At 65.7% G+C, this 23,362-nt stretch carries 23 protein-coding genes and 1 pseudogene; 9 read left to right on the forward strand and 15 right to left on the reverse strand.

The annotated features are described in order from the left end of the window. Positions 1 to 166: 166 nt before the first annotated feature. A complete protein-coding gene (locus tag VGN82_RS24975; RefSeq protein ID WP_327529770.1) occupies positions 167 to 1,417 on the reverse strand; it encodes an NAD(P)/FAD-dependent oxidoreductase in 1,251 nt (416 codons plus the stop codon). A 261-nt stretch (positions 1,418 to 1,678) separates the two neighbouring features. Here VGN82_RS24975 and VGN82_RS24980 point away from each other — a divergent pair, with 261 nt between their 5' ends. The 5 genes from VGN82_RS24980 to VGN82_RS25000 all read left to right on the forward strand — a co-directional run bounded on the left by VGN82_RS24980 (position 1,679) and on the right by VGN82_RS25000 (position 6,185). Then, entirely contained in the window at positions 1,679 to 2,659 is a 981-nt protein-coding gene (locus VGN82_RS24980; RefSeq protein WP_327529771.1) for a hypothetical protein, read from the forward strand. Between the two features lie 47 nt (positions 2,660 to 2,706). Beyond that, the gene (locus VGN82_RS24985; RefSeq protein WP_327529772.1) at positions 2,707 to 3,390 is read left to right on the forward strand and encodes a glutathione S-transferase family protein; all 684 of its coding nucleotides are present in this window, start codon (positions 2,707 to 2,709) and stop codon (positions 3,388 to 3,390) included. 96 nt (positions 3,391 to 3,486) lie between these two features. Then, on the forward strand, positions 3,487 to 4,170 hold the full coding sequence (gene rpe / locus VGN82_RS24990) for a ribulose-phosphate 3-epimerase (RefSeq protein ID WP_327529773.1): 684 nt from the start codon (positions 3,487 to 3,489) through the stop codon (positions 4,168 to 4,170). Between the two features lie 86 nt (positions 4,171 to 4,256). After that, positions 4,257 to 5,564 carry an adenylosuccinate lyase gene (gene purB / locus VGN82_RS24995; protein WP_327529956.1) on the forward strand — a complete coding sequence of 436 codons (1,308 nt, stop codon included), beginning with the start codon at positions 4,257 to 4,259 and terminating at the stop codon, positions 5,562 to 5,564. A 39-nt stretch (positions 5,565 to 5,603) separates the two neighbouring features. Then, positions 5,604 to 6,185: an RBBP9/YdeN family alpha/beta hydrolase gene (locus VGN82_RS25000; RefSeq protein ID WP_327529774.1), complete on the forward strand. Its 582-nt coding sequence runs from the start codon at positions 5,604 to 5,606 to the stop codon at positions 6,183 to 6,185. Between the two features lie 611 nt (positions 6,186 to 6,796). Here VGN82_RS25000 and VGN82_RS25005 read toward each other — a convergent pair. The 9 genes and pseudogenes from VGN82_RS25005 to VGN82_RS25045 all read right to left on the reverse strand — a co-directional run bounded on the left by VGN82_RS25005 (position 6,797) and on the right by VGN82_RS25045 (position 15,573). Further along, a complete protein-coding gene (locus VGN82_RS25005) occupies positions 6,797 to 7,912 on the reverse strand; it encodes a branched-chain amino acid ABC transporter substrate-binding protein (protein ID WP_327529775.1) in 1,116 nt (371 codons plus the stop codon). Between the two features lie 140 nt (positions 7,913 to 8,052). Then, on the reverse strand, positions 8,053 to 8,418 hold the full coding sequence (locus tag VGN82_RS25010; protein WP_327529776.1) for a DUF6867 family protein: 366 nt from the start codon (positions 8,416 to 8,418) through the stop codon (positions 8,053 to 8,055). 1 nt (position 8,419) lies between these two features. Beyond that, positions 8,420 to 9,169 carry an ABC transporter ATP-binding protein gene (locus VGN82_RS25015; RefSeq protein WP_327529777.1) on the reverse strand — a complete coding sequence of 250 codons (750 nt, stop codon included), beginning with the start codon at positions 9,167 to 9,169 and terminating at the stop codon, positions 8,420 to 8,422. 26 nt (positions 9,170 to 9,195) lie between these two features. After that, positions 9,196 to 10,020: pseudogene (locus tag VGN82_RS25020) on the reverse strand (ABC transporter ATP-binding protein); the annotation flags it as partial. Continuing rightward, complete coding sequence (livM, locus tag VGN82_RS25025) at positions 10,020 to 11,414, reverse strand: high-affinity branched-chain amino acid ABC transporter permease LivM (protein WP_327529778.1); 1,395 nt, start codon at positions 11,412 to 11,414, stop codon at positions 10,020 to 10,022. The pseudogene VGN82_RS25020 and the gene livM, both read right to left, overlap by 1 nt. 4 nt (positions 11,415 to 11,418) lie before the next feature. Continuing rightward, entirely contained in the window at positions 11,419 to 12,336 is a 918-nt protein-coding gene (locus VGN82_RS25030; RefSeq protein ID WP_327529779.1) for a branched-chain amino acid ABC transporter permease, read from the reverse strand. A 405-nt stretch (positions 12,337 to 12,741) separates the two neighbouring features. Beyond that, entirely contained in the window at positions 12,742 to 13,752 is a 1,011-nt protein-coding gene (locus tag VGN82_RS25035; RefSeq protein WP_327529780.1) for a 4-hydroxyproline epimerase, read from the reverse strand. Beyond that, the gene (locus tag VGN82_RS25040) at positions 13,749 to 14,333 is read right to left on the reverse strand and encodes an AAA family ATPase (RefSeq protein ID WP_327529781.1); all 585 of its coding nucleotides are present in this window, start codon (positions 14,331 to 14,333) and stop codon (positions 13,749 to 13,751) included. The genes VGN82_RS25035 and VGN82_RS25040 overlap by 4 nt, the downstream gene beginning before the upstream one ends. A 7-nt stretch (positions 14,334 to 14,340) precedes the next feature. Next, on the reverse strand, positions 14,341 to 15,573 hold the full coding sequence (locus VGN82_RS25045) for an NAD(P)/FAD-dependent oxidoreductase (RefSeq protein ID WP_327529782.1): 1,233 nt from the start codon (positions 15,571 to 15,573) through the stop codon (positions 14,341 to 14,343). Between the two features lie 420 nt (positions 15,574 to 15,993). On the opposite strand from VGN82_RS25045, the gene VGN82_RS25050 reads away from it, so the two are divergent. From VGN82_RS25050 to VGN82_RS25060, 3 genes are all read left to right on the forward strand, one after another. Then, the gene (locus VGN82_RS25050) at positions 15,994 to 16,698 is read left to right on the forward strand and encodes a GntR family transcriptional regulator (RefSeq protein ID WP_327529783.1); all 705 of its coding nucleotides are present in this window, start codon (positions 15,994 to 15,996) and stop codon (positions 16,696 to 16,698) included. A gap of 154 nt (positions 16,699 to 16,852) precedes the next feature. Beyond that, positions 16,853 to 17,377, forward strand: coding sequence for a flavin reductase family protein (locus VGN82_RS25055; RefSeq protein ID WP_327529784.1), 525 nt, complete (start codon positions 16,853 to 16,855; stop codon positions 17,375 to 17,377). 417 nt (positions 17,378 to 17,794) lie between these two features. Further along, positions 17,795 to 18,418: a class I SAM-dependent methyltransferase gene (locus VGN82_RS25060; RefSeq protein WP_327529785.1), complete on the forward strand. Its 624-nt coding sequence runs from the start codon at positions 17,795 to 17,797 to the stop codon at positions 18,416 to 18,418. Positions 18,419 to 18,421: 3 nt separating this feature from the next. On the opposite strand, the gene pcaC is transcribed toward VGN82_RS25060, so the two are convergent. Genes pcaC through pcaB form a run of 5 tightly spaced genes read right to left on the reverse strand, consistent with a single transcriptional unit; the run spans position 18,422 to position 22,706 of the window. Further along, positions 18,422 to 18,817: a 4-carboxymuconolactone decarboxylase gene (pcaC, locus tag VGN82_RS25065; protein WP_327529786.1), complete on the reverse strand. Its 396-nt coding sequence runs from the start codon at positions 18,815 to 18,817 to the stop codon at positions 18,422 to 18,424. A gap of 10 nt (positions 18,818 to 18,827) precedes the next feature. Then, positions 18,828 to 19,607, reverse strand: coding sequence for a 3-oxoadipate enol-lactonase (gene pcaD, locus VGN82_RS25070; RefSeq protein ID WP_327529787.1), 780 nt, complete (start codon positions 19,605 to 19,607; stop codon positions 18,828 to 18,830). A gap of 30 nt (positions 19,608 to 19,637) precedes the next feature. Next, positions 19,638 to 20,063: an aconitase X swivel domain-containing protein gene (locus VGN82_RS25075; RefSeq protein ID WP_327529788.1), complete on the reverse strand. Its 426-nt coding sequence runs from the start codon at positions 20,061 to 20,063 to the stop codon at positions 19,638 to 19,640. Next, positions 20,054 to 21,307: an aconitase X catalytic domain-containing protein gene (locus tag VGN82_RS25080; RefSeq protein WP_327529789.1), complete on the reverse strand. Its 1,254-nt coding sequence runs from the start codon at positions 21,305 to 21,307 to the stop codon at positions 20,054 to 20,056. The genes VGN82_RS25075 and VGN82_RS25080 overlap by 10 nt, the downstream gene beginning before the upstream one ends. Next, positions 21,300 to 22,706 carry a 3-carboxy-cis,cis-muconate cycloisomerase gene (pcaB, locus tag VGN82_RS25085; RefSeq protein WP_327529790.1) on the reverse strand — a complete coding sequence of 469 codons (1,407 nt, stop codon included), beginning with the start codon at positions 22,704 to 22,706 and terminating at the stop codon, positions 21,300 to 21,302. Before pcaB ends, VGN82_RS25080 begins: the two co-directional genes overlap by 8 nt. Before the next feature lie 170 nt (positions 22,707 to 22,876). Here pcaB and VGN82_RS25090 point away from each other — a divergent pair, with 170 nt between their 5' ends. Further along, positions 22,877 to 23,329, forward strand: coding sequence for a CoxG family protein (locus VGN82_RS25090; RefSeq protein WP_327529791.1), 453 nt, complete (start codon positions 22,877 to 22,879; stop codon positions 23,327 to 23,329). Positions 23,330 to 23,362: the final 33 nt, after the last annotated feature.

Here is a 23,362-nt window from a genome sequence, read left to right on the forward strand (position 1 = left end):
AAGGCGAGGGCGCGCGGTGCAGGGCTGTCATCCCGCACGCGCTGCGGCACGGAGTGCTGCTGCGCGGATGCGTGGCCGCTCGCGATCGAGAGGCGCTCTGACGTCACGAGGTCCCGTGTCAGCGCAGCAGCGTCTTACGCTGCGTCGCGCACGGGATGGCGCCGGCTCAGCCGAAGCGTGCCGGCGAGAACGGGGCTGGATCGACGAAGACCTTCTGCCCCGTGACCATCTCGGCGACCATCCGGCCGGTGACGGCGGCCAGCGTCAGGCCGTGATGGGCGTGGCCGAAGGAGAACCACAGGTTCTTGTGCTTCGGCGCCGGGCCGATGATCGGCATCATGTCGGGCGTGCAGGGGCGCCGGCCGAGCCAGGGCTCGGGGTCGAGCCGCTCAGCCAGCGGGAACAGCGCGCGCGCGATCGGCTCGGCCCGCTCGAGTTGGACCGGGGTCTTGGGCGCGTCACGCTCGGCGAACTCGGCGCCGGTCGTCAGGCGGATGCCCTGTTGCATCGGCGCCAGGAAGTAGCCACGCTCGGTGTCGAGCACCGGATGGTTCAGCACGGCATTGCCCTTGGGCTTGTAGTGCATGTGGTACCCGCGCTTCACCGCCAGCGGCAGGTGGTAGCCGAGCTTGCGGCTCACGACATCGGCCCAGGGGCCGAGCGCGACGACGACGTCCCTGGCCTGCGCCTTGGTCCCGTCCGCAAGCGTCACGCTCCATTCGTCGCCCTGCTGCGTGAGCGTGCCGGCATCGCCGAGCGCGAGCTTGCCGCCGAGCTTCTCGAACAGCACGACATAGGCCTTCGAGAGGCCGAGCGGATCGATCACGGTGACCGGATCGGTCCAGTGCAGACCGCCGACCAGGCTGGCATGGTCGAGATGCGGCTCCTCGGCGCGCAGCGTCGCCATGTCGAGAGGCCTGTAGTTCAGGCCGAATTCCCGGTTCCAGCGCGCGGCCTCGGCAAGGCGCGTCTCCTGCTCGGCGGCGGTGCGGAAGACCTTCATCCAGCCCTTGCGCCGCAGCAATGCGGTCGCGCCGGCCTCCTCGGCGAGGGCGTCATGCTCGGTGACGCAATGCTCGATCAGCTTCGCATATTTGTGGGCGATGGCCTCGTGCTGCGAGGCGCGCGAATGCATCCAGTAGGAAAACAGGAACGGCGCGAGCTTGGGGATCGCGCTCCAGTGGTAGGACGCGTCGATCGTGTTGTTCATCGCGTAGCGCAGCAGCGCGCCGAAGTCATGCGGGAAGCCATAAGGATAGACGCCTTCGCGCTGGATCAGCCCGGCATTGCCGTAGCTCGTCTCTTCGCCCGGCCCCCGCTTGTCGACGAGCAGGACGGAGCGGCCGGCCTTCTGCAGATGCAGCGCCACCGAAATGCCGACGATGCCCGCACCCAGAACGATCGTGTCCGTCCGCATGACCTACTCCTGCCAGTCCCAGCTTTCGCAAAAATAGCCGTTTGCGCCGCCTTGTCAGCGCCGCGGCGCCTTTTTGCGCGGTTTGGCCTGAAGTTTCGCAAGATTTGCGCCAAGATGCCCTGATGCCTGCCTGGCAACCGGCAAAGCATGGCCTCGACGCAATTTCCTGCCGGCGCAGGGCGGGTCTGTTGCGATGGCGGGTGACGCAGGGGTGGCGATCGGCCAGTGTCGGCCTCCTTTCGGGACGAGTCGGGCCTTTCCATGCTCACGCGCATCGCTGCTTCACTGGCCGCCGGCCTGGCCTGGCTCGGGCGCTACGGCACGCAGGGATTCGCGCTTTCGATCTTTCTCGGCCTGGCGCTGCCGCAGTTCTCCGCGGCGGCGCGCCCGGTGCTGCCGGTGACGATCTTCTGCTTCACCACCATCGTCTTCATGCGGGCCGATCTCGGCATCATCGCCGGTTTGCTGCGCCGCCCGGGCAAGCTGATCCTGACCTGCCTCTGGATGGTTGGCGCGCCCGTCGTGCTGATCGGGGCGGCGCTCCTGGTCCTGGGGCGCGATGCGCTCGATCCCGGCCTGCTGCTTGGCCTCGCCATCATGGCCGCGGCGCCGCCGATCATGTCATCGCCCGCGGTTGCGATCCTCTATGGTTTCGAGCCGTCTCTGATCATCGCCGGAGTCATCATCACCACGATCGCGAGCCCGTTGGTCGCGCCGATGCTGGTGGAGCTTCTTGCCGGGGCCGCCGTACCGCTCGACCGCTGGGTGCTGACCCTGCGGCTGCTGTTCTTCGTGGGCGGCGGCATGGCCTGTGCCGCAATCCTGCGGACCTGGCTAGGATCGTCTCGCATCAAGGGGATGAAGGCCAATCTCGATGGCTTCGGCGTACTGATGTATTTCATCTTCGCCATCGCGGCGATGGACGGCGTCACCCGGGCTGCGCTCGACAATCCGACCCGCGTCGCGGGTTTTCTCGCCTGCGTCTTCGGCGTGTCAGTGGTCGGGCTGGCGGCCAGCTATGTCGCCCTGCGCTTCCTGCGCCGATCAGAGCGCTTCATGGTCGGCTATGGGGCCGGTCAGCGCAATATGGGCATGATTGTCGCGGCACTCGGGGCCGGCGTGCCGCCCTCGACCTTTCTGTTCTTCGCGCTGGCGCAGTTCCCGATCTACCTGATGCCCTGGTTGCTCAGCGGCCTGGCGAGGCGGATTCGCCGGGCCGAGGCGGCTGCTGACGGCGCCTGACGGCGGCGTTTGCGAAGCTGGCTCCGTTGCCATCGGAGCCATGCGTCATGATCACCCTCTATTCCGGACCGCTGAGTCTGTTCTCGCGCAAGGTCGAGATCGCCCTGCGGGAAAAGGGGTTGCCGTTCGAGCGGATCGTGGTCCCGTTCAACCAGACGACGGGCTATGATCCGAGGCATCCGGAGGTCGTCGCGCTCAATCCGAAGAAGCAGGTCCCGATCCTGAGCGACTGCGGGCTCGTGCTCTACGATTCCACCGTCATCCTCGAATATCTCGAGGATGCCTATCCGGAGCCGCCGCTCTATCCCGAGAGCCCGGTCGACCGGGCGCGTTGTCGGCTCGACGAGGTCTATGCCGACGAGATCATGTTCGCGAGCCTGCGGCTTCTGATGCACCGGACCGAGCCGCCGGCGTCCGACCCGATGCGGCGCGCCGCGCAGGAGGCCGACGCGCTGATCGGCGAGAGCCAGCTCACCGGGCACTACGCGGTGCTCGAGGACAAGCTGGCCGGCCGCGACTTCTTCGGTGGCCTGCTGTCGGCTGCCGATGTCGCACTGTTCATGTCGGTGCTCTATGCGCTGCGCCTCGGCGGTCCTTCGCTGGACGGGTTCGAGGGGCTGGCGCGCTGGTATGAGCGGCTGAAGCAGCGCCCGGCCTTCGCGACGGCGGTGGCGGAGATGATCGAGGCTGACAGGCGACTCTCCTTCCCGGTCAAGGTGCGCTCGGCCTGAGGCGCCGGTTGGCTGCCAGATCTTTTTGTTCGTTGCATCGCTTTTCTGCGGAAAACGCGTTCCCATTTTCCCGCGCGATGCTTTAAACCGCGCGGCATGAGCACTCCCATCCGCATCGCCCCATCCATCCTCTCGGCCGACTTCTCGAAGCTCGGCGAGGAGGTTCGCGCGATCGACGAGGCCGGCGCCGACTGGATTCATTGCGACGTGATGGACGGGCATTTTGTGCCCAACATCACCTTCGGGCCCGACGTGCTGAAGGCGATCCGCCCGCATACGAAGAAGTTCTTCGACGTGCACCTGATGATCGCGCCGGTCGATCCGTACATCGAAGCCTTCGCCAAGGCCGGCGCCGACCTGATCTCGTTCCATGTCGAGGCAGGCCCGCATCCGCATCGGACGCTGCAGGCGATCAAGGCGCAGGGCAAGAAGGCCGGCATCGTGCTCAACCCCGGCACGCCGGCGAGCCTGGTGGAGCCGCTGCTCGATGATCTCGACCTGATCCTGCTGATGACGGTCAATCCCGGCTTCGGCGGACAGAGCTTCATCCATTCGGTCGTGCCGAAGATCGCCCAGGTGAAGGCACTGATCGGCGAGCGCCCGATCTGGCTCGAGATCGACGGCGGCGCGACGACGGACACCGCGCCGCTGGCGGCGAAGGCCGGCGCCGACGTTTTCGTGGCGGGCTCTGCCGTGTTCAAGGGCGGGCCTTCCGCCTATGCCGGCAATATTTCCGCGATCCGCAAGGCGGCTGAGGCCGCCCGCGGGGCGTGGGTTTGAGGTTTTGGTAAAGCCCTCATCCTGAGGAGCGCTCATTGCGGAGCGCTCCTCAGGATGAGGGCTCGTGTGGTGACAAGGACGAGACGATGATCCCGCGCTATTCCCGCCCCGAGATGGTCGCGATCTGGGAGCCGCAGACGCGGTTCCGGATCTGGTTCGAGATCGAGGCCCATGCCACCGACAAGCTGGCCGAGCTCGGCGTCGTGCCGAAGGAGGCCGCCGCGACGATCTGGGCCAAGGCCAAGGACGCGACCTTCGATGTCGCCCGCATCGACGAGATCGAGCGCGTCACCAAGCATGACGTCATCGCTTTCCTGACGCATCTGGCCGAGATCGTCGGGCCCGAGGCGCGCTTCGTCCACCAGGGCATGACCTCGTCGGACATTCTCGACACCACGCTCTCGGTGCAGCTCGCCCGCGCCACCGATATCCTCATCGCCGATGTCGATGGTCTGCTTGGCGCCATCAAGCGCCGCGCCTTCGAGCACAGGCTGACGCCCACGATCGGCCGCTCGCACGGCATCCATGCCGAACCGGTGACCTTCGGGCTCAAGCTCGCCCAGGCCTATGCCGAGTTCGACCGCTGCCGCGCGCGCCTGGTCGCGGCGCGCGCCGAGATCGCGACCTGCGCGATCTCGGGCGCCGTCGGCACCTTCGCCAACATCGATCCGAGCGTCGAAGCTTACGTCGCCGAGAAGATGGGGCTGACCGTCGAACCGGTTTCGACGCAGGTCATCCCGCGCGACCGGCATGCGATGTATTTCGCTACGCTGGGCGTGGTCGCCTCCAGCGTCGAGCGGCTGGCGATCGAGATCCGGCATCTGCAGCGGACCGAGGTATACGAGGCCGAGGAGTTCTTCTCGCCCGGCCAGAAGGGCTCGTCGGCGATGCCGCACAAGCGCAACCCGGTGCTGACCGAGAACCTGACCGGCCTCGCACGGCTTGTGCGCGGCATGGTCGTGCCGGCGCTGGAGAACGTCGCGCTCTGGCACGAGCGCGACATCTCGCACTCCTCCGTCGAGCGCATGATCGGCCCGGATGCGACGGTGACGCTCGATTTCGCGCTGGCGCGGCTGACCGGCGTCGTCGACAAGCTGCTGATCTACCCGCAGAACATGCGCAAGAACCTCGACCGGCTCGGCGGCCTGCACAATTCGCAGCGCGTGCTGCTGGCCCTGACGCAGGCCGGCGCCAGCCGCGAGGAGAGCTATTCGCTGGTCCAGCGCAACGCGATGCGCACCTGGGAGCATGGCGAGGACTTCCTGACCAACCTCAAGAAGGACAAGGACGTCACGGCGAAGCTCTCCGATGCCGAGCTCGAGGCGATGTTCGACGAGGGCTACCACTTCAAACATGTCGACACGATCTTCGCGCGGGTGTTCGGGGCGAGCTGAAGGGCTGGACTTCGCAGGCGGCAGAGCTATCTACGCCTGATGAAAACCTCCGATACCGACATCCTGATCGTTCCCGGCTTGTCGGGTTCCGGTCCCGATCACTGGCAGAGCCGCTGGGTGGCCAAGCTCACCACGGCGCGCCTGGTCGAGCAGGAGGACTGGTACAAGCCCTCGCGCCATCTCTGGGCCGAGCGTATCGTCCAGGCGGTGCGTGCGGCGACGCGGCCGGTGGTTCTGGTCGCCCATTCGGCGGGCGTCAGCGCGGTCGCGCATGCGGCAGAGCATCTGCATCCGGGCGAGGTCGCCGGCGCCTTCCTGGTCGCGCCAGCGTCCGAGCGCGCCAAGGGCGCGATCCCCGGCATGGCGGCAGATTTCATTCCCCATCGGCGCGAGATCCTGCCGTTCCGCAGCGTGCTGATCGCCAGCACCAACGATCCCTACTGCACGCCCGAGGAGGCCAGGGATCTGGCTTCGGTCTGGGGTTCCGAATTCGTCGATGCCGGGGAGAGTGGGCATATCAATTCCGAGTCCGGACACGGCCCCTGGCCGGACGGGCTCCTGCGTTTCGCGGGCTTTCTCAGGAGCTTGACGGCGGTTCCGCAGAAGCCGATTCAGGGCTGAGGCCAGACGGCCTGCGTCCGCGGGCGAGCGTCGGCCTTCGACCCATTGCTGACCTTGAAGCTCAGTCCGCTCGCTCTTCAAATCGGTCGGAATTGATCGCCGAAACCGAAAGTGTTGTTGATTGCGGCTATCGCTAACGCCGATGTTAGCAACGCACATGCCCATATTGCGCGGCGGCGTCCCCGACCATCCGGCGCATTTTTGATGGTGGCTAGTGTCGATAACCACGAGCCCGCCAGCCAAAGCGGCAGAGAAATCAAGAGGAGCAGCCAGAAGCCAAGTTCGTGGGCTCCCGTTGGCACTCCGTTCAAGGCTTCTGAGGCACTGAGGGGCAACATGTATCCGATGATTGCCCCAGCTAGGATTAGGAAGCCGACAGTGGCGCTAACGCTCATCGCGCAAAGAGCAGCATTTCGAAATCGGATCACGGGAACCCCGTAGCATTATCGACGTGACCGTAAGCCTGAAGCCACTATCAGGCCAACGACCGCTTCCGACCCAAATCTGACTCAAGTGTCAGCCTCGCCCTCTCGCTCGGCTCCAAACGAAAACCGCCCCGGATCACTCCGGGGCGGTCTCGCTTCAGGCCTGTCTGGGATCAGGCGTCGAGATCAATTCTCGACGTAGGTCACCTTGCCGTCGGCACCCTTCTTCCAGGTGTAGACGGTGTAGTCCGGACGGGTGATGTCACCCTTCTTGTCGAAGGAGATGTCGCCGATCACGGTCTTGACCGGCTGGCCGCCCTTCAGCGCTTCGGCGATCTTCTTGGGATCGGCCGAGTTCGCGCGCTTGGCGCCTTCCGCCATGATCTGCACCGCTGCGTAGCTGTACAGGGTGTAGGCCTCGGGCTTGAAGTTCTTGGCCTCGAACTTCTTGACGATGGCGGCCGCCTCGGGACGCTTCTGCGGATCCGGCGGGAAGGTCATCAGCGTGCCTTCGACGCCGGGGCCGCCGATCGTGGCGAACTCGTCGGTGGTGATGCCGTCGCCGGAGATCAGCACGGCGTTGACGCCCTGGTCGCGCATCTGGCGGACGATCAGGCCGCCTTCGGTGTGCAGGCCGCCCCAGTAGACGAAGTCCGCGCCGACCGACTTGATCTTCGAGATCAGGGCCGAGAAGTCCTTCTCGCCGGCGTTGATGCCCTCATAGAGCACGTCCTTGATGCCGGCCTTGGTCAGGCCCTTGCGGGTCTCGTCGGCGAGGCCCTGGCCATAGGTCGTCTTGTCGTGGACGATGGCGATCTTCTTGTCCTTGAAGTTCTTGGCGACATAGGCCGCCGCGACTTCGCCCTGCTGGTCATCGCGGCCGCAGGTGCGGAAGGTGTTCCAGAGACCGCGCTCGGTGATCTTCGGGTTCGTGGCCGAAGGCGAGATCATCAGGATGCCGTTCTCGGCATAGACTTCGGATGCCGGCATGGTGACGCCGGAGTTGAAGTGGCCGACCACCCACTTGACGCCGTCGCCGACGAACTTGTTGGCGACCGAGACGCCCTGCTTCGGATCGGAGACGTCGTCGCCGACGGTCACGGAGAGCTTCTGGCCAAGCACGCCACCGGCGGCGTTGATGTCCTCCACGGCCATTTCCGTACCGTTCTTCAACTGCGCGCCGAAGGCGGCGTTGGGGCCGGTGATCGGGCCGCCGACGCCCAGCTTGATCTGAGCATTCGCCACGCCGGAGAAGGCGAGGACCGCGCCGAGCGCGATGCTGCTCAACAGCAGTTTCTTCATGAGATGAGACTCCCCTGCATTATGCACTATGTACGGGCTGGGTGATCCGCCCGTCTCGGCGCGTGGTGCCACCGTGAAACGCAGTCTTGCGCTTTTTCCGGTGTGTGTCACGTGACAAGCTCTTAATGGTTTTTGGTCCTTTAGACGGGCTTTCCGGCACTTTCCCGGGCCTTCCAGGAGAAGGGGCCGGTGCGCTCGTAGAGCCAGCGATACTGGGTCGTCATCTGTCGGGTAAGGTTGTAGCGCCAGCCCGCGAAGCCGAACGCCATCAGCACGATCACGTCGACGATGTAGTAGTGCAGCGTCAGCAGCGTCGCCTCGAACAGCGCGAAATGGATGAAGCGGACGAACAGTCCCAGCACCAGCATGTAGATGATGAGTTGCCAGATCGGGCGCCAGGTCTTGGCAATCGCACGGCCTGCCATCCAGGCGAGCCAGCCGCCCATGATCACGCTGACCAGCAGGAAGAGCCAGGCGCTCGGTTCTTCGTAGAGGATGCCCTGCATCTCAGTGCCTCCCGCCTTCGAGATAGGCGGCGCGCACCTGCGGGTTGGCCAGGAGTTCCTGGCCGCTGCCGCTCATGGTGACGACGCCATTGACCATGACATAGCCGCGATGGGCGAGCTTGAGCGCGTGGAAGGCGTTCTGCTCGACCAGGAAGACCGTCAGGCCCTGCGTGCGGTTGAGCTCGCGGATGGCCTCGAAGATCTGCTTGACGATCAGCGGGGCAAGACCGAGCGAGGGCTCGTCGAGCAGCAGCAGCCTGGGTCGCGCCATCAGGGCGCGCGCGATCGCGACCATCTGCTGCTCGCCGCCGGAAAGCGTCCCGCCGCGTTGCTGCAGGCGTTCGCGGATGCGCGGGAAGAGCGTGCAGATCCGTTCGAGATCCTCGTCGAAATGGCTGAGGTCGCGCAGCGCGGCGCCCATCTGCAGGTTCTCGAACACCGTCATGCGCGGGAAGATGCGGCGCCCTTCAGGCGATTGCGCGATGCCCAGCCGCGCGATCTCGTGGCTCGGCATCTTCGTGATGTCGCGCCCCTCATAGGTGATCGTGCCCTCGCGCGCCTGCGGATTGCCGAAGATCGTCATCATCAGGGTGGATTTGCCGGCGCCGTTCGCGCCGATCATGGTGACGATCTCGCCTTCGCGGACGTCGATGTCGACGCCTTTCAGCGCGATGATCTTGCCGTAGTAGGTCTTGACGCCGCGAACGGCGAGCAGCGACGGGGTCCCGGTCTGGGGATGGGCTTCGGTCACGCGATTCCGACCTCCGCTTCGACGGTCGCGACTTCCTCGTCGTCGACCCCGAGATAAGCTGCGATCACGCGCGGGTCGGCCTGGACCTCTGCTGGCGTCCCGTCGGCGATCTTGGTGCCGTAGTCGAGCACCACGACATGATCCGAGATTTCCATCACCACCGACATGTCGTGCTCGATCAGCAGCAGCGCCGTGCCGATGTCCTTGCGGATCGACAGCAAGAGCGTGTTGAGATCATGGCTTTCGCGCGGGTTCAGGCCCGCGGCCGGCTCGTCGAGGCAGAGCAGCACCGGGTCGGTGCACATGGCACGCGCGATCTCGAGCCGGCGCTGGTCGCCATAGGGCAGATCGGCGGCGGGATCGTCGGCGCGGTCGATCAGGTTGATCTTCTCCAGCCAGAACTTGGCCTTCTCGATCGCCTCCTTCTCGCGGGCCTTGTATCCGCCGACGCCGAGCACGCCGAGGAAGGTGTAGCCCGAGGCGATCATCAGCGGGTTGTGCTGCGCGACGAGGAGGTTCTCCAGCACGGTCAGGCCGCCGAAGAGGCGGATGTTCTGGAAGGTTCGCGCGACCTTGGCGTGCCAGCTGATCTTGAAATCCGGCATCCGCTCCAGGAGGTAGCTGGCGCCGGAATCCTGCGTCAGCGTGATCATGCCCTCGGTCGGCTTGTAGAAGCCGGTGATGCAGTTGAAGACCGTGGTCTTGCCGGCCCCGTTGGGGCCGATCAGCGCCGTGATGTCGCCCTTGCGGGCCTCGAAGGAGAGGTCGTTGACGGCGGTCAGACCGCCGAAGCGCATGGTGACATGCTCGACCCGGAGCAGGGGGGCGGCGGTGGCAGGAGCTGGCGTCATCAGCCGTGGCCCTCCTGAACCATGTCGGCCGAGATCGCCTTCTTCTCCTTCAGGAAGGCGGTCGGCTCGCGCGTCGAGATCAGCCCGCGCGGCTTCCAGATCATGATCACGACCATGGCGAGACCGAAGATCAGCATGCGATACTTCGTCGGGTCGAAATCATTGCCGAAGATCGCCTTGAGCCATTCGAGTTCGCGCAGCAATTCGGTCCCGCCGATCATCGCGATCGCGGCGATGGCGCAGCCCCAGAGCGAGCCCATGCCGCCGAGGACGACGATCGCCAGGATGATGGCCGATTCCATGAAGACGAAGGATTCAGGGCTGATGAAGCCCTGCCGCGCCGAGAAGAAGGCGCCGGCGACGCCGCCGAACATGGCGCCGATCGAGAAGGCGGTGAGCTTCGTGCTCGTCGTGTTGATGCCGAGAGAGCGGCAGGCGATCTCGTCCTCGCGCAGGGCTTCCCAGGCGCGCCCGACCGGCAGGCGTCGCAGTCGCAGCGTCACGAAGGCGGTCAGCAGTGCCAGGCACAGGATCAGGTAGTAGAGGAAGATCGTTCGGTAGAGCGGCGAGAACTCCAACCCGAACACGGCGGCGAAGCCGGTGTCGCTGGCGTTGAAGGGGATGCCGAAGAAGCTCGGGCGCGGAATGCCGGAGATGCCGGCATAGCCGCCGGAGAAGTCGACCCAGTTGATCAGCACGAGGCGGATGATCTCGCCGAACGCCAGGGTGACGATGGCGAGATAGTCGCCGCGCAGGCGCAGCACCGGAAAGCCGAGCAGCATGCCCCAGAAGGCTGCGAGGATCCCCGAAAGCGGCAACAGGATCCAGAAGGACAGGCCGAAATTCTTGGCCAGCAGCGCGTAGGAATAGGCGCCGACGGCATAGAAGGCGACATAGCCGAGGTCGAGCAGGCCGGCGAGGCCGACGACGATGTTCAGCCCCCATCCCAGCATCACGTAGATCAGGATCTGGACGCCGAAATTGTCGATCCATTTCAGCGCGCCGCCCCAGCCCGCCAGATTGATCGCGATGATCGGGAAGGTGACGAGGAAGCCGAGGCCGAACAGCGAGAACTTGCGCGAGTGGCGCTGGAAGAAGGCGAAGGTGCCGTGCGGCAGGAAGCGCACGAGCGACTTGCGCTCCGACTTGGTCTGCTGGCGCAGGACGACGAGGAAGCGCCCGACGAAGACGATGGCCACCGCCCAGGCGACCGCGCCCCAGCGCGGGTCCAGCACCAGGACGTTGTCCATGTTCTGGCGCGTGCCCCAGGCGATGATCGGGATGCACAGGCCCAGGGTGACGAGGGCGGCGAAGCCGGCTTCCTTCACGGCCGCGGCAAGGTCGAGCCTTGGAGCGGTCGTCGAGAGCGTGGTGGTCGCGGCGGGGCGGTTCATCGCTTCAGACCTTCTCGACTTCGGGCCGGCCGAGAATACCCGAGGGCATGAAGACGAGAACGATCGCCAGGATGCAGAAGGCGGCGACGTCCTTGTAGTCGATGGTGAAATAGGCCGACCACATCACTTCGATCAGCCCGATCAGCAGGCCGCCGATGACGGCGCCGGGCAGCGAGCCGATGCCGCCGAGCACGGCGGCCGTGAAGGCCTTCACGCCCGGAACGAAGCCGTCATGGAAGCTGACGACGCCGTAGAGCACGAGGTACATGACGCCGGCGACCGCCGCGAGGGCCGCGCCCATGACGAAGGTGATCGAGATCGTGCGGTCGACGTCGATGCCGAGCAGGGCAGCCATCTTGCGATCCTGCTCGCAGGCGCGCTGGGCGCGGCCGAGAGGCGTCTTCTGCACGATGTACCAGAAGGCGGCGAGTAGCACAGCGGTCGTCGCGATGATGACGATCTGCTTGTAGGAGATCTGGACCGAGTAGGTCGCGCTCTCGATCAGAGTGATCGACTTGTTCAGCATCGGCGGGATCGACTTGTTGCGCGGGCCCTGCACGACCTGGACGAAGTTCATCAGGAAGATCGACATGCCGATCGCCGAGATCAGCGGGGCGAGGCGGAAGGAGCCGCGCAAGGGCCGGTAGGCGACGCGCTCGATCGTCCAGTTCCAGAGCGAGGTGAAGAACATCGCCAGGGCCAGCACGATGACCAGCGCGACCACGATCAGCCCGGCCCCGAACCAGGCGGCGATCAGCATGAAGAAGATCAGCGCGATGAAGGCCGACAGCATGAAAACGTCGCCATGCGCGAAGTTCACCATGCCGATGATGCCGAAAACCATCGTGTAGCCGATGGCGATGAGGCCGTAGATCGACCCCAAGGTCAGCCCGTTGATGAGCTGCTGCAGGAAGACTTCCATTGACGACGCCGACCCCTCGAATCCGCTCCCGTTCTTGTCATCGGCATGACGCCGACGCATGCGGGATGCGATCACCATGCAGAGCTACCAACGCCTTGCGCTTTCGACAATCGCGCCGGGCCACAAAACTGTCAAAAGCAATCTGCTGTGAACTGCCTCGGAATTGGGCAGTATTCTCTGCGGCGGCGCGCCGATTTCGCGCAAGATGGTTGTGTTAGGGGCAGGCGCGAGAGGCCCTCCCGGCAGAAAATGCGTTCCGGCGTTTTCTTGCAAACGGGGAGTGCAACGCTGGATGGCGCTCCTTCCGCCCCCTGCGGGCAGTCCCGACCCGCACTTCCGCCGCGCGTGCAGGACGAAAAAAGGGCCCATGAGGGCCCTTTTCATCCTGCCGTTGCCGCGCGGAGTTCAGGCCTTGTCCGTCACCAGAAAGCCGTGGGCGAGGGGGTCGCGGTCATCGATGAAGATCGTGTTGTAGCCGGTCATGCGGGCCCAGCCCTCGATGGAGGGGATGATCGCCTCGAACGGGCCGACCTGGGCCGTGGCTTCGACCCGGCCGCGGAACATCGTACCGATAATGCTCTCATGGACGAAGTCGTCGCCGACCTTGAGCTTGCCCTGCGCCGCCCATTGCGCCATCCGCGAGGAGGTCCCGGTGCCGCAGGGCGAACGGTCGATCGCCTTGTCGCCATAGAACACGGCGTTGCGGGCATGGGCCTCGGGCTTGGTCGGCTCGCCGGTCCAGAGAATGTGGCTGAGGCCGTTGATCGCCGGGTTCTCCGGGTGAACAAACTGGTACTTCGCGTTCAGTGCCGCGCGCAGCTTCGGGCTCCAGCGCTGGATGTCGGACGGCTGAATGTTGGCGATGTCGCTGAAATTCTGCTGGGGATCGACGATCGCATAGAAATTGCCGCCATAAGCGACATCGACGGTGACCTCGCCGAGCTCCTCGATCTCCGCGGTCAGGCCGGTCGCGTGGAGATAGGAGGCGATGTTGGTGATGCGGACGCTGTCGACATAGTCGCCATTGCGCGTGTAGCGCGCTGTGACCAGCCCCGCCGGCGTATCGATCCGCAGCACGCCTTCCTCCCGGGGCGTGACGAGGCCGCGTTCGAGCGCCATCGTCACGGTACCGATGGTGCCGTGGCCGCACATCGGCAGGCAGCCCGAGGTCTCGATGAAGAGGAAAGCGATGTCGGCATCGTCGCGCGTCGGCGGGTAGAGGATCGAGCCCGACATGACGTCATGGCCGCGCGGCTCGAACATCAGGCCGGTGCGGATCCAGTCATACTCCGCCAGGAAATGCGCGCGCTTCTCGACCATGTTGGCGCCCTTGAGCGGCGGGGCGCCGCCCGCGACCATGCGGACCGGATTGCCGCAGGTATGTCCGTCGACGCAGAAAAAGGTGTGGCTGCTCATGGTGTTGGCCTTGCTGGCTGAGAATCCGATTCCGCTGCGGCACGGCAGCGTTCGATGAGAATCCGGGCCGCTTCGGCCGCGGAAAGCTCGCTGACGTCGAGTTCGACGAGCGGCAGGCCCTGGGCCCTGAGCAGGCGGTGCCTGGAACGCAGGCCGTCGAGCACGGACTGGCTGGTAAGCTTGTGGCGCTCGGCACGGCCCGGCGCCACGAGACGCTCGGCATTGCGCTCGGGCGAGCAGTCGAGCACCACCGCAACGAGCATCGCACCACGCGTGTTCGTCAGCGTGCGATATTCCTCGAAGACGCCGCTGTCATAGGGGTCGTCGGAGAGGGCGTCGGTCAGGATCAACGGCGTCCCCGACTTCATTCGACACAGGTGGTCGAAGATCGCGGCCCGCAGCGCCAGGCGCAAAGAGTTATGCAGTGGGTCGCGCCGGTCGAACAGCACCTGGGCGGGGTTGATGATGGTGTGGTTGTCGAGCAACCGCGCACCCATCTCCCGCGCCATCTCGCGGGCGATCGTCAGCTTGCCGCTGCCCGGCCAGCCATTGATGTGGATGATCAGGTCGCGCTCGGCCATCCCACCCTCAGAATCGGCGCGGGCTGAAGGGCGCGAGATCGATCGCGGGAGCGCGGCCTGCGATCAACGCCGCCACAAACTCGGCCGTAATCGTCGATTGTGTCATGCCGTAGTGGCCGTGACCGAAGGCGTAGACGACATGGGGGTTGCGGCTGGCGGCGCCGATCACCGGCAGCGAGTCCGGCAGGGAGGGGCGAAACCCCATCCAGAGCGTGCCGCTGTCGAAGGCCGGCAGGCCGTCCACGAACCGGCTCGCCTTGTCGTAGAGGATCTTCGTGCGGGCGTGGTTGGGCGGGGCTTCCAGCCCACCGAACTCCACGGCGCCACCGATGCGCAGGCCGCTTTCCAGCGGCGTCATGACGAAGCCGTGGCCTTCGAAGCCGACGGGCCGCGTGGTCAGCCCGGTCACGCCCGGGAAGCTGACATTGTAGCCGCGCTCGGTGTCGAGCGGCACCTTGTCGCCGAGCGCCGATGCCAGCGGCTTCGACCAGGCGCCGGCTGCGACGACGGCGCGATCGACCACGCGCTGGAAGCCGTCGCGGCCGATCAGGGCAGGGCGCTCGCCGGTCGAGATGTTGACCACCTCGGCCTTCTCGAAAGTCGCGCCGCGGGCCAATGCTGCCTCGAACAGAGCCAGCGTGAGCTGGAGCGGATCGCTGATGTGGGCGGTGTCGGGATGGAAGGCGGCGCCGACGAACTTGTCCTTCAGCGCGGGCTCGAACTGGCGTAGCTCGGCAGGGCCGATCATCTCGACCTTGATGCCGAACTCGGCCTGGCGCTTCGCGATTCCGCGGGCCTCCTCGAAGGCGCCGGCCTCCGTGAAGACATAGAGTCCACCCTTGCGGTGGATATGGCTCTCGAGGCCGGTGCTCTTCGCACGGGCGAGCCAAGCCGGCAGGGCCCGCTGCTGCAATGCGCCGATGCCCTGGATCGAGCGCTCATAGGCGTCCGGCCGCGCGGCCAGCACGAAGCGCGCGAGCCAGGGCAGGAGCTTGGGGAAATAGGCCGGGCGGATCGCCAGCGGGCCGAGCGGGTCGAGCAGGAATTTCGGCACCTGCCTGAGTATCTTGGGGCTTGCGATCGGCAGGATGTCGGTATGGGCGATCCAGCCGGCATTGCCGCGCGAAGGGCCGAAGCCCGGCCCCTCCTTGTCGAGGACCAGGACCTCGTGACCCTCGTCAAGCAGGGCATGGGCGATGGCCGAGCCGACGATCCCGGCTCCGACGACGGCGACCTTCATGTCAGGACCCTCGTCATGGCAGGGCAAGTGGCGACAGGGCGAGTGGCGAGGGAGCCGGGTTCGACATCCCAGTGCATGCTGCCGATCGTCTCGTCATCCAGCCGGGCGGTCGGAATGGCAGGCAATGTACAGGCGAAGGCCATTTCGCTCTCCGGTCCAACAGAGGCGGCGCGGCCCCTCTGACAGCGCCTCGTTGTGCATCAGCCATCTGCGGAGGTCGAGGCCTCCCCAAGCCGATAGGCCCCCCGGCTCGTTCATGGCAGAATGCGCCGGAGGCCATGCGTTTCGTACAATGCGTCTTGCGCGGCGGCCCGTTTCGCTTGCAGATTGCAGGCGTGGCGTCCAATCGCGATATGACAGGGTTGATATATCAATGCCTCTCGGTGCGTCAATCCAAGAGCGTGGGCGGGGAGATGGGGCATGAATCTTCGTCCCGCGGCCGCCATGGATTTCGCTGACGAGAGTGCTCTGCCGGCCCACGGCCCGGGAGCGCCGAGTCTGACGGAGATCGCCTATCGCAGGCTCGAGGAGGCAATCGTGACGCTCTCGCTGCGGCCGGGAGCGGTGCTCACCGAAGCGCAGATGATCGACATGGTCGGCGTCGGGCGGACTCCGGTGCGCGAGGCGCTGATCCGCCTGGCGCAGCAGGGGCTGGTCGAGGTGCTGCCACGCAAGGGCGTCGTGGTCGCCGGTATCAATGCGATCGACATCGTATCGGCACTCGATGCGCGCGAGGTGCTGGAGCGGCTGATCGCAGGGGATGCCGCCAAGCGGGCAAGCCCGCGCGAGCGCATCGCCATCGTGGAGAAGGCGCGGGCCATGCGCGAGGCCGCCGCCAGCGGCGATGCCAACGCCTATATGCGGCTCGACAAGGAGCTCGACGCCGAAGTCGCGGTGGCGGCACGCAGCCCTTATGCGACGCGCGCCGTCGAGCCGCTGCAGGCCCTGATCCGGCGTGCCTGGTACCATTTCGAGCGACAGGACGACCTGATGCCGGCGGCGAGCCATCACGTCGCCTTCGCCCAGGCGCTGGCGACGGCCGATCCCGCCGCGGCGATGGCTGCCAGCGATGCGCTGATGCTGCATCTGCGCAACGGATTGCTGGCGACGCTCGACCGAGAGTGATGCCGGTTCTGTTAGGTCCGACATTCGTTGATATATTTGATCTCGGTGATGGCGCTGCTGGCGCAGGCCCGTCCTGCTCCGGCGATTCTGGCTTTTCCGGTCGGCAGTCTCTACATGAGCGGCGAACCCGCTTTCGCTGGCCAGCCGGAATCCGATGACAGAACTCGTTCAACCCGTGCGGCGGGCCGCGCCCGATGCACCGCTCTATCGCGACGCGATGGCGCGGGTTGCGAGCGCGGTCCATATCGTCACCACGGTCGGGCCCGGTGGCCGGATCGGGCTGACCGCGACGGCGGTCGCCTCCGTCTCGGATACGCCGCCGACCGTGCTGGTCTCGATCGCGCGGCCGAGCCGGACGCTGGCCGTGATCGAGGCAAGCGGGGTGTTCTGCATCAACACGCTGCCGGGCGGCTGCGAGGACCTGGCCGAGATCTTCGCCAGCCGGCGCGGTATCGATGGCGAGGCGCGTTTCGCCTCGCGCCACTGGAGCAGCCTCGCGACCGGTGCGCCGGTCCTGGCCGAAGCGGTTGCCGCCTTCGACTGCCGGCTGGTGGCCGCGCATGACATCGCGACGCATCGCGTCCTGATCGGTGAGGTCGTCGGCCTCGGTGGGGCCGGGGCGCAACCGGCTGGGGCAACGAGCCTGATCTATCGGGGGCGGCGCTTCGAGGCCGTCTGAGCGGCGTCGGTGCTTGCAATGGCTTTTCCCGAAGGCCGCTTTCCACTTGTTGGGCCGATGTCCCAAGTAGTCGGAAGGTTGTCGCGATCGAGTGGCCTTGGGGAGGCTTGCTCCTCGACCGAAAGACGTAATAGCTTACGCCGGAAGATGCCGTAACGGGTCAGCTTCTCACGGGCGGCGGTATTGAGGTTCGCTTTGGCGCAACGATTTCGGTGGGCCTAATAGAGTGGCTGGAGCTGATCGATTGGCAGTTGGATTTCAGATGATCTTTTCAGTTTATATCTGAAGTCAAATATCTGGAGCTAGTTGTTTCTGAGGGATTTGGTTTATTTTTATCGAATAATTTCATTCAATTAATATGTATCGTTGCGTCTCTTTTAGATTGGGTGGTCAATTATGGACTTCCGGCATCTAAGATTGAAGTTGTTTTATTTTATGCTCGGCCCCATTTCGGCGCATTATCGCCGAAAGCGGATGCGCAAATTCTGCAGTGTTTTCCACCTGGACCATCACCCGGCGATTCTGGATCTCGGCGGTCAGCCCACCATCTGGGACACAGTGGTCGAGCCACTCGACATTGTTATTCTGAATCTGCCCGGTAGGGCCGAGACGCTGCATCCCACGCATCACAATATAAAATATGTCGAAGGTGATGCTTGTGATGTCGTCGGCATTGAGAAGAAAGAGTTCGATATCGTATTTAGCAATAGCGTGATCGAGCATGTCGGAAATTCCGATTTTCGCGCTCGATTTGCGAGTGAAGTGCGTCGACTGGGCAAGTCTTACTGGGTGCAGACCCCGGCACGATACTTTCCGATCGAGCCCCATAACGGCATGCCGTTCTGGTGGTTCTGGCCGCAAGCCCTGCGCGCGGCGACGATCAAGAGATGGAAACGAACACTGCCGGCCTGGACGGAGATGGTGGAGGGAACAGATATCGTCTCCCGGGAAGAGATGCATCGTCTCTTTCCCGAGGCCGAAATCTATGTCGAGCGGGTTTGGGGCATTCCCAAATCCTACACCGCCTTCTCGGTCACATAGCCGTCAGGCCTTCGCCGCTTCTGCTTCCATTTCGGCGAAGACGCTGGCTGCTTCCTTGAAGGCATGGTTCGCGGCTGGGACGCCGGCATAGATCGCCGTCTGCAGCAGCACTTCCTTGACGTCGTCGCGGCTGAGTCCGTTGTTGATGGCGCCGCGGACATGGATGCGGAATTCGCCCCAGGCGCCGAGAGAGGCCGCGATCGCCAGCACGATGATCGAACGCTCGCGCCGGGGCAGGCCCGGCCGGTTCCAAATGTCGTTCCAGGCGGTGCGGGTGATGAACTCCTGCCACTCGCCATTGAAGTCGGTGAGGCCGGTGCTGGCCTTGTCGACATAGGCGCCGCCGAGCACGGCTCGGCGGGTCTTCATGCCCTCGTCGTAGCGGGTCTTCTCGTCCATGGCGGGCTCCTCAGGCTTTCAGGAAATCGAGCACGGCGCCGGTGAAGGCCTCGGGCTGCTCGAGATTGGAGAGATGGGCGGCGTTGAGCTCGACCGTGCGCGAGCCCGCGATGGCGTCGGCAATCAAGTGGCCGGCGGCGGGTGGCGTCGCGGGGTCGAGCTTGCCGATGATGACGAGCACCGGGTTCGCGATGCTGCGGATCGTCTCGCGCTGGTCCATGTCGCGAATGGCGGCGCAGCAGGTGGCATAGCCGATCGCCGGGGTGGTGGTCAGCATCTCGCTCACCTTCACCACCGTCGCGGGCTCGGTCTCGCGGAAGCGCGGACTGAACCAGCGTTCCAGCACGCCTGGGACGAGGGCGGCCATGCCGCGGCTGCGCGCGATGTCGATCCGGTCGTTCCAGAGCGATGGCGGTCCCATATGGGCGGCGGTGTTGGCGAGGACGACGCGGCCCATTCGCTCGCGCGCATTGGTAGCGAGCCACTGGCCGACCATTCCGCCTTTCGAGACGCCGCACCAATGCGTCTTCTCGATGCCGAAATGGTCGAGGATGGCGAGGGCGTCCTGCCCGAGCCTGTCGATGCCGAAGGACCTGTCGGTCGCCACGGAAAGGCCATGCCCGCGCGAATCGTAGCGCAGGATGCGGAAGGCCTTCGCCCATTCGGCGATCTGCGGATCCCACATCGACAGGTTGGTGCCGAGCGAGTTCGACAGCATGAGCACCGGTGCGTCGGCCGGGCCGTCGAAGCGGATGTTGAACGGCTCGCCCGCAATGGTCTCGATCGGCATCGGCGGTCTCCTTGTCTCGTCGTCTTTCGCCTATTCGGCGGTGATCTTGCCGTCGCCCGAAAGCATAAGCCAGCGACCGGCGAGCGCTGCCTGCGCCGCTGCCGGCAGCCGTAGCGCGGGCGGCGTCGGCCAGCCCATCTCCCGCGCGACCACCAACCCCAGCAGCAGGATGGCGTCCGGCGCATCCATCAGCAGAGCGGCCGGCGCCTTGCCGGCATGGACAAGCTCGAGCAGCACGGCCGAGGCGGAGGACGAGCCGATCGTGCCCGGCAGGGCCAGCACGGTGCCGGCGATAGCCTCGCCGCGTTGCGGGTGGCGTGCGTCGATGATGGTGCCGGAGCGGGGATCGACCCCGCCCCAGAAGCTGATCGGCGCGGTCAATGCGAGGCAGCGTCCTGAAACCTGAGGTCCGGCGATCAGGACTTGAGCATTCAGGGGCTGGGCGTTCAGGACCATGCCTGGCGCTCCCTGACGAGGCGGCCGGCGACGGCGCTCTCGACGCATTCCGCCAATGAGCCATAGGTCACGGCATAGCCGGTCGTTCCGGGCGCGTAGTGGGCAAACTTGCCGGAGTTGGTCATCAGCACCGCTCCTGGAATGTCGGGCAGGATCGGGGTCACGACCACACAGGTGTCGACGACGAAGATCACCCCCGCGCGTTCCAATGCGCTGCGCCGTCCCTGCGCCTCGAGAGGGCGCTGCACATGACGCCCCGTATTGGCGTAGAGCGGCACCTTGAGCTTGCGCCCGGCGAGGAGGCGTTCGACCTCGTCGATCTCGGCCAGGGAGAGGTGCGGCGAGCCGATCGCGACCGCATCGACGCGCTCCGTTGAGCCGGCGGTCGAGAGCCCGGCAAGGGCCTGCTGCACCAGATCCGGCGTTAGTGTCAGAGTCTCGCGGGGTGGCAGGTGGCCCAGAGCCGTGGCCGCGTCCGGCGCCTCGGGGGTGACGCCGGCGACATGGAAGAGCCCGACGCCCCCGGCCGAGGCCGAGGCTGCACCCAGGGCCTTCAGGCGATCCTCGGTCGTGCAGCCCTGCAGGCCGTCAATGACCGCGACCGATGTACCGGCCGCGCGGCCGAGGATCGTGCCGAGGACGGGGTAGAAGACGTCGGAGGCGCGCAGGCGCGGGCTCAGCCCGTTCGTGTCGATCAGCAGCGTCGCGATGCGGTTCTCGGGCCGGTGCAGCCCGTAATCGGGCGCGACGCCGGCGATGGCGCAGGCGATGTCGAGGAAGTCGCCATAGCGATTGGTGCGGGCGCCCAGCACCGAATTACAGAAGACGACGGCATTGGATTCGCCCCAGGCGACGTCGCTGCCGAGAGCAGGGCGATGGCCGGCCTGATAGGGCGCGCAGGTCCAGGAGGGCTCGCAGCCCATCGCCTCATAGGCGCGCATCATCCGGGCGGCCATGTCGCGCTCATGTGGCGGCAGGCGGATCGCCGCGCAGCCAGCGGGCGCCAAGGCGCCGACATTCAGCGTCGCGCGAACGGCGACGCGGGCGCCGCCCGCGACCAGCCGTTCGGCGAAGAGCGTGCCGGAATCGCCGTGATAGAGCGCGCCGTCGATATGGGCGGAAGCGATCGGGATCAGCCGCGGCGCACCCATCAGGCGCGCGGCCTCGGCGACGATGCGCAGCGCCATGGCGGCGGCGTCGTTGCTGGCCGCTATGGCATGCTGCTGCGTCGTGAGTTCAACCATCGACGGCCCTGTAATCCCGCGCTGGTGCGGGGGGAACGGGCCGCGGGCGCTGCTCGCAACGAGCCAGAACGCGGTCGATGATCGCGTCGGAGGCGCCGCGATAGGTCGATGGGTCGAACAGCTCCGCGAGGGCGACGGCGTCGATATGGTCGGTCACCGCAGGAATGTCGGTCAGGACGTCGCGCAGATGCCGCTGCTCCGCCAGACAGGCACGGCTCGCCTCTTCTAGAAGATGATGCGCCTGCGCCTTGCCCAAGGCCGCGGCGAGGGCGACCGAGACGCGCTCCGACATCACCAGCCCATGCGTGACCTCGATATTGATGCGCATGCGCTCGGGAAAGACCTGAAGCCCTTCGATCAGGGTGACCGTCTGCGCCAAGGCCGAGCCGGCGATACGGAACAGCTCCGGCAGCGTCGGCCATTCGGCATGCCAGCCGCCGAGCGCACGTTCGTGCTCATGCGGCATGGCGGCGAGCAGGGTCGAGACCAGGCCCGGCGCACGCTGTGCCGCGGCCAGGATCAGCGTGCACAGCACCGGATTGCGCTTATGGGGCATCGCCGAGGAGCCGCCCTTGCCCGGTGCGGCCGGCTCGGCGAGTTCGCCGATCTCTGTCTGAGCCATCAGGGCGACATCGCGGGCGATCTTGCCGAGATTGCCGGTCAGGATGCCGAGTTCGGCGGCGAGCCGGACGATGCGATGTCGCTGCGCGTGCCAGGAGATGCTCGAGGCCGGCGCTCCCTGGATCAGCGCCGTGAACTGCGCCTGCACGCGTTCTGCGTCGCTTTCGAGGGCTGCGAGCGTGCCAGCAGCTCCGGCGAACTGGACGACCGGCGTCGTGAGCATCTCGTCGAGGACGCGCCGGCTTTCTAGCAGCGGATCGAGCCAGAGTGCAGCCTTGAGGCCGAACGAGATCGGCACGGCCTGCTGCAGGAAGGTGCGGCCGATCATCGGCGTCGCGCGATGCTCTTCGATGAGAGCACGCAGGAAATGCGCGATCCGGCCAAGCCTGAAATCGATGATCTCGAGCGCGTGGCCGATGACATAGGCATAGCCCGAATCGATCACATCCTGGCTGGTTGCGCCGTAGTGGACCCATTTGGCATGCTCGGGCGCGGCTTCGGCAACGCGCGCCGTCAATGCCTTGACCAGCGGGATCGCAGGGTTGCCCGCGAGCGTAGCGGCTCTGCCGAGCGCGGCGATGTCGTAGAGGCGAGCGTCGCATTGCTGCGCGACCGCCATGGCGTTCCCGGCCGGAGCGAGGCCTTCGGCCTCGAGCGAATGGGCGAGTTCCGACTCGAAGTTGAGCATGCCCTGAAGCAGCATCTCATCGCCGAGGATCCTGGCCATTTCGGCATCGACGAAAAGCTCGCCGAACAGGCCCGATGCGTCGGACGTCATTGGGTGGCGTGCGCCATGCGGCGGCTGGGGTCGGTCGTCACGCTTCGTCCTCTTGTGCCGATCGGCGCTTTCCGCTCATGGATAGGCGCGACAGCCTTGGATAGACCCGAGGCGTGGCCGGCTGCAACAGGAGCCGGATGGTTGCGGCAGGGATCCGAGGGAGTGGCGCCATGGCGATGACGATGAATGGCGAGGTGACGTTGCCCGCGACCAAGGAGGTCGTCTGGGCCAAGCTCAACGATGCTGAGGTGCTGAAGGCCTGCATTCCCGGCTGCGAGCAGCTCAGCAAGGATGACGACACGCATTTCTCCGCCGTGGTGAAGGTAAAGCTCGGGCCGGTGAAGGCGAGCTTCAAGGGCAAGGTCGAGCTCGTCGATCTCGATCCGCCAAACGGTTACCGCATCCAGGGCGAGGGCGAGGGGGGCATCGCGGGCTTCGCCAAGGGCGGCGCCAAGGTCACGCTGAGCGATGCGGACGAAGGCCAGACGTTGCTGCGCTACGATGTCGAGGCACAGGTCGGCGGCAAGCTGATGCAGCTCGGCTCACGGCTGATCGATTCGGTCTCGAAGAAACTCGCCGACGAGTTCTTCGCCAATTTTGCCAAGGCGGTCAGCGAAGGTTGAGCCGGGCCTGCTTCTGATGCCGGCCAGCGAGGG

This window comes from Allobosea sp. (assembly GCF_035999205.1).
In the GTDB taxonomy this organism is placed as follows: Bacteria; Pseudomonadota; Alphaproteobacteria; order Rhizobiales; family Beijerinckiaceae; genus Allobosea.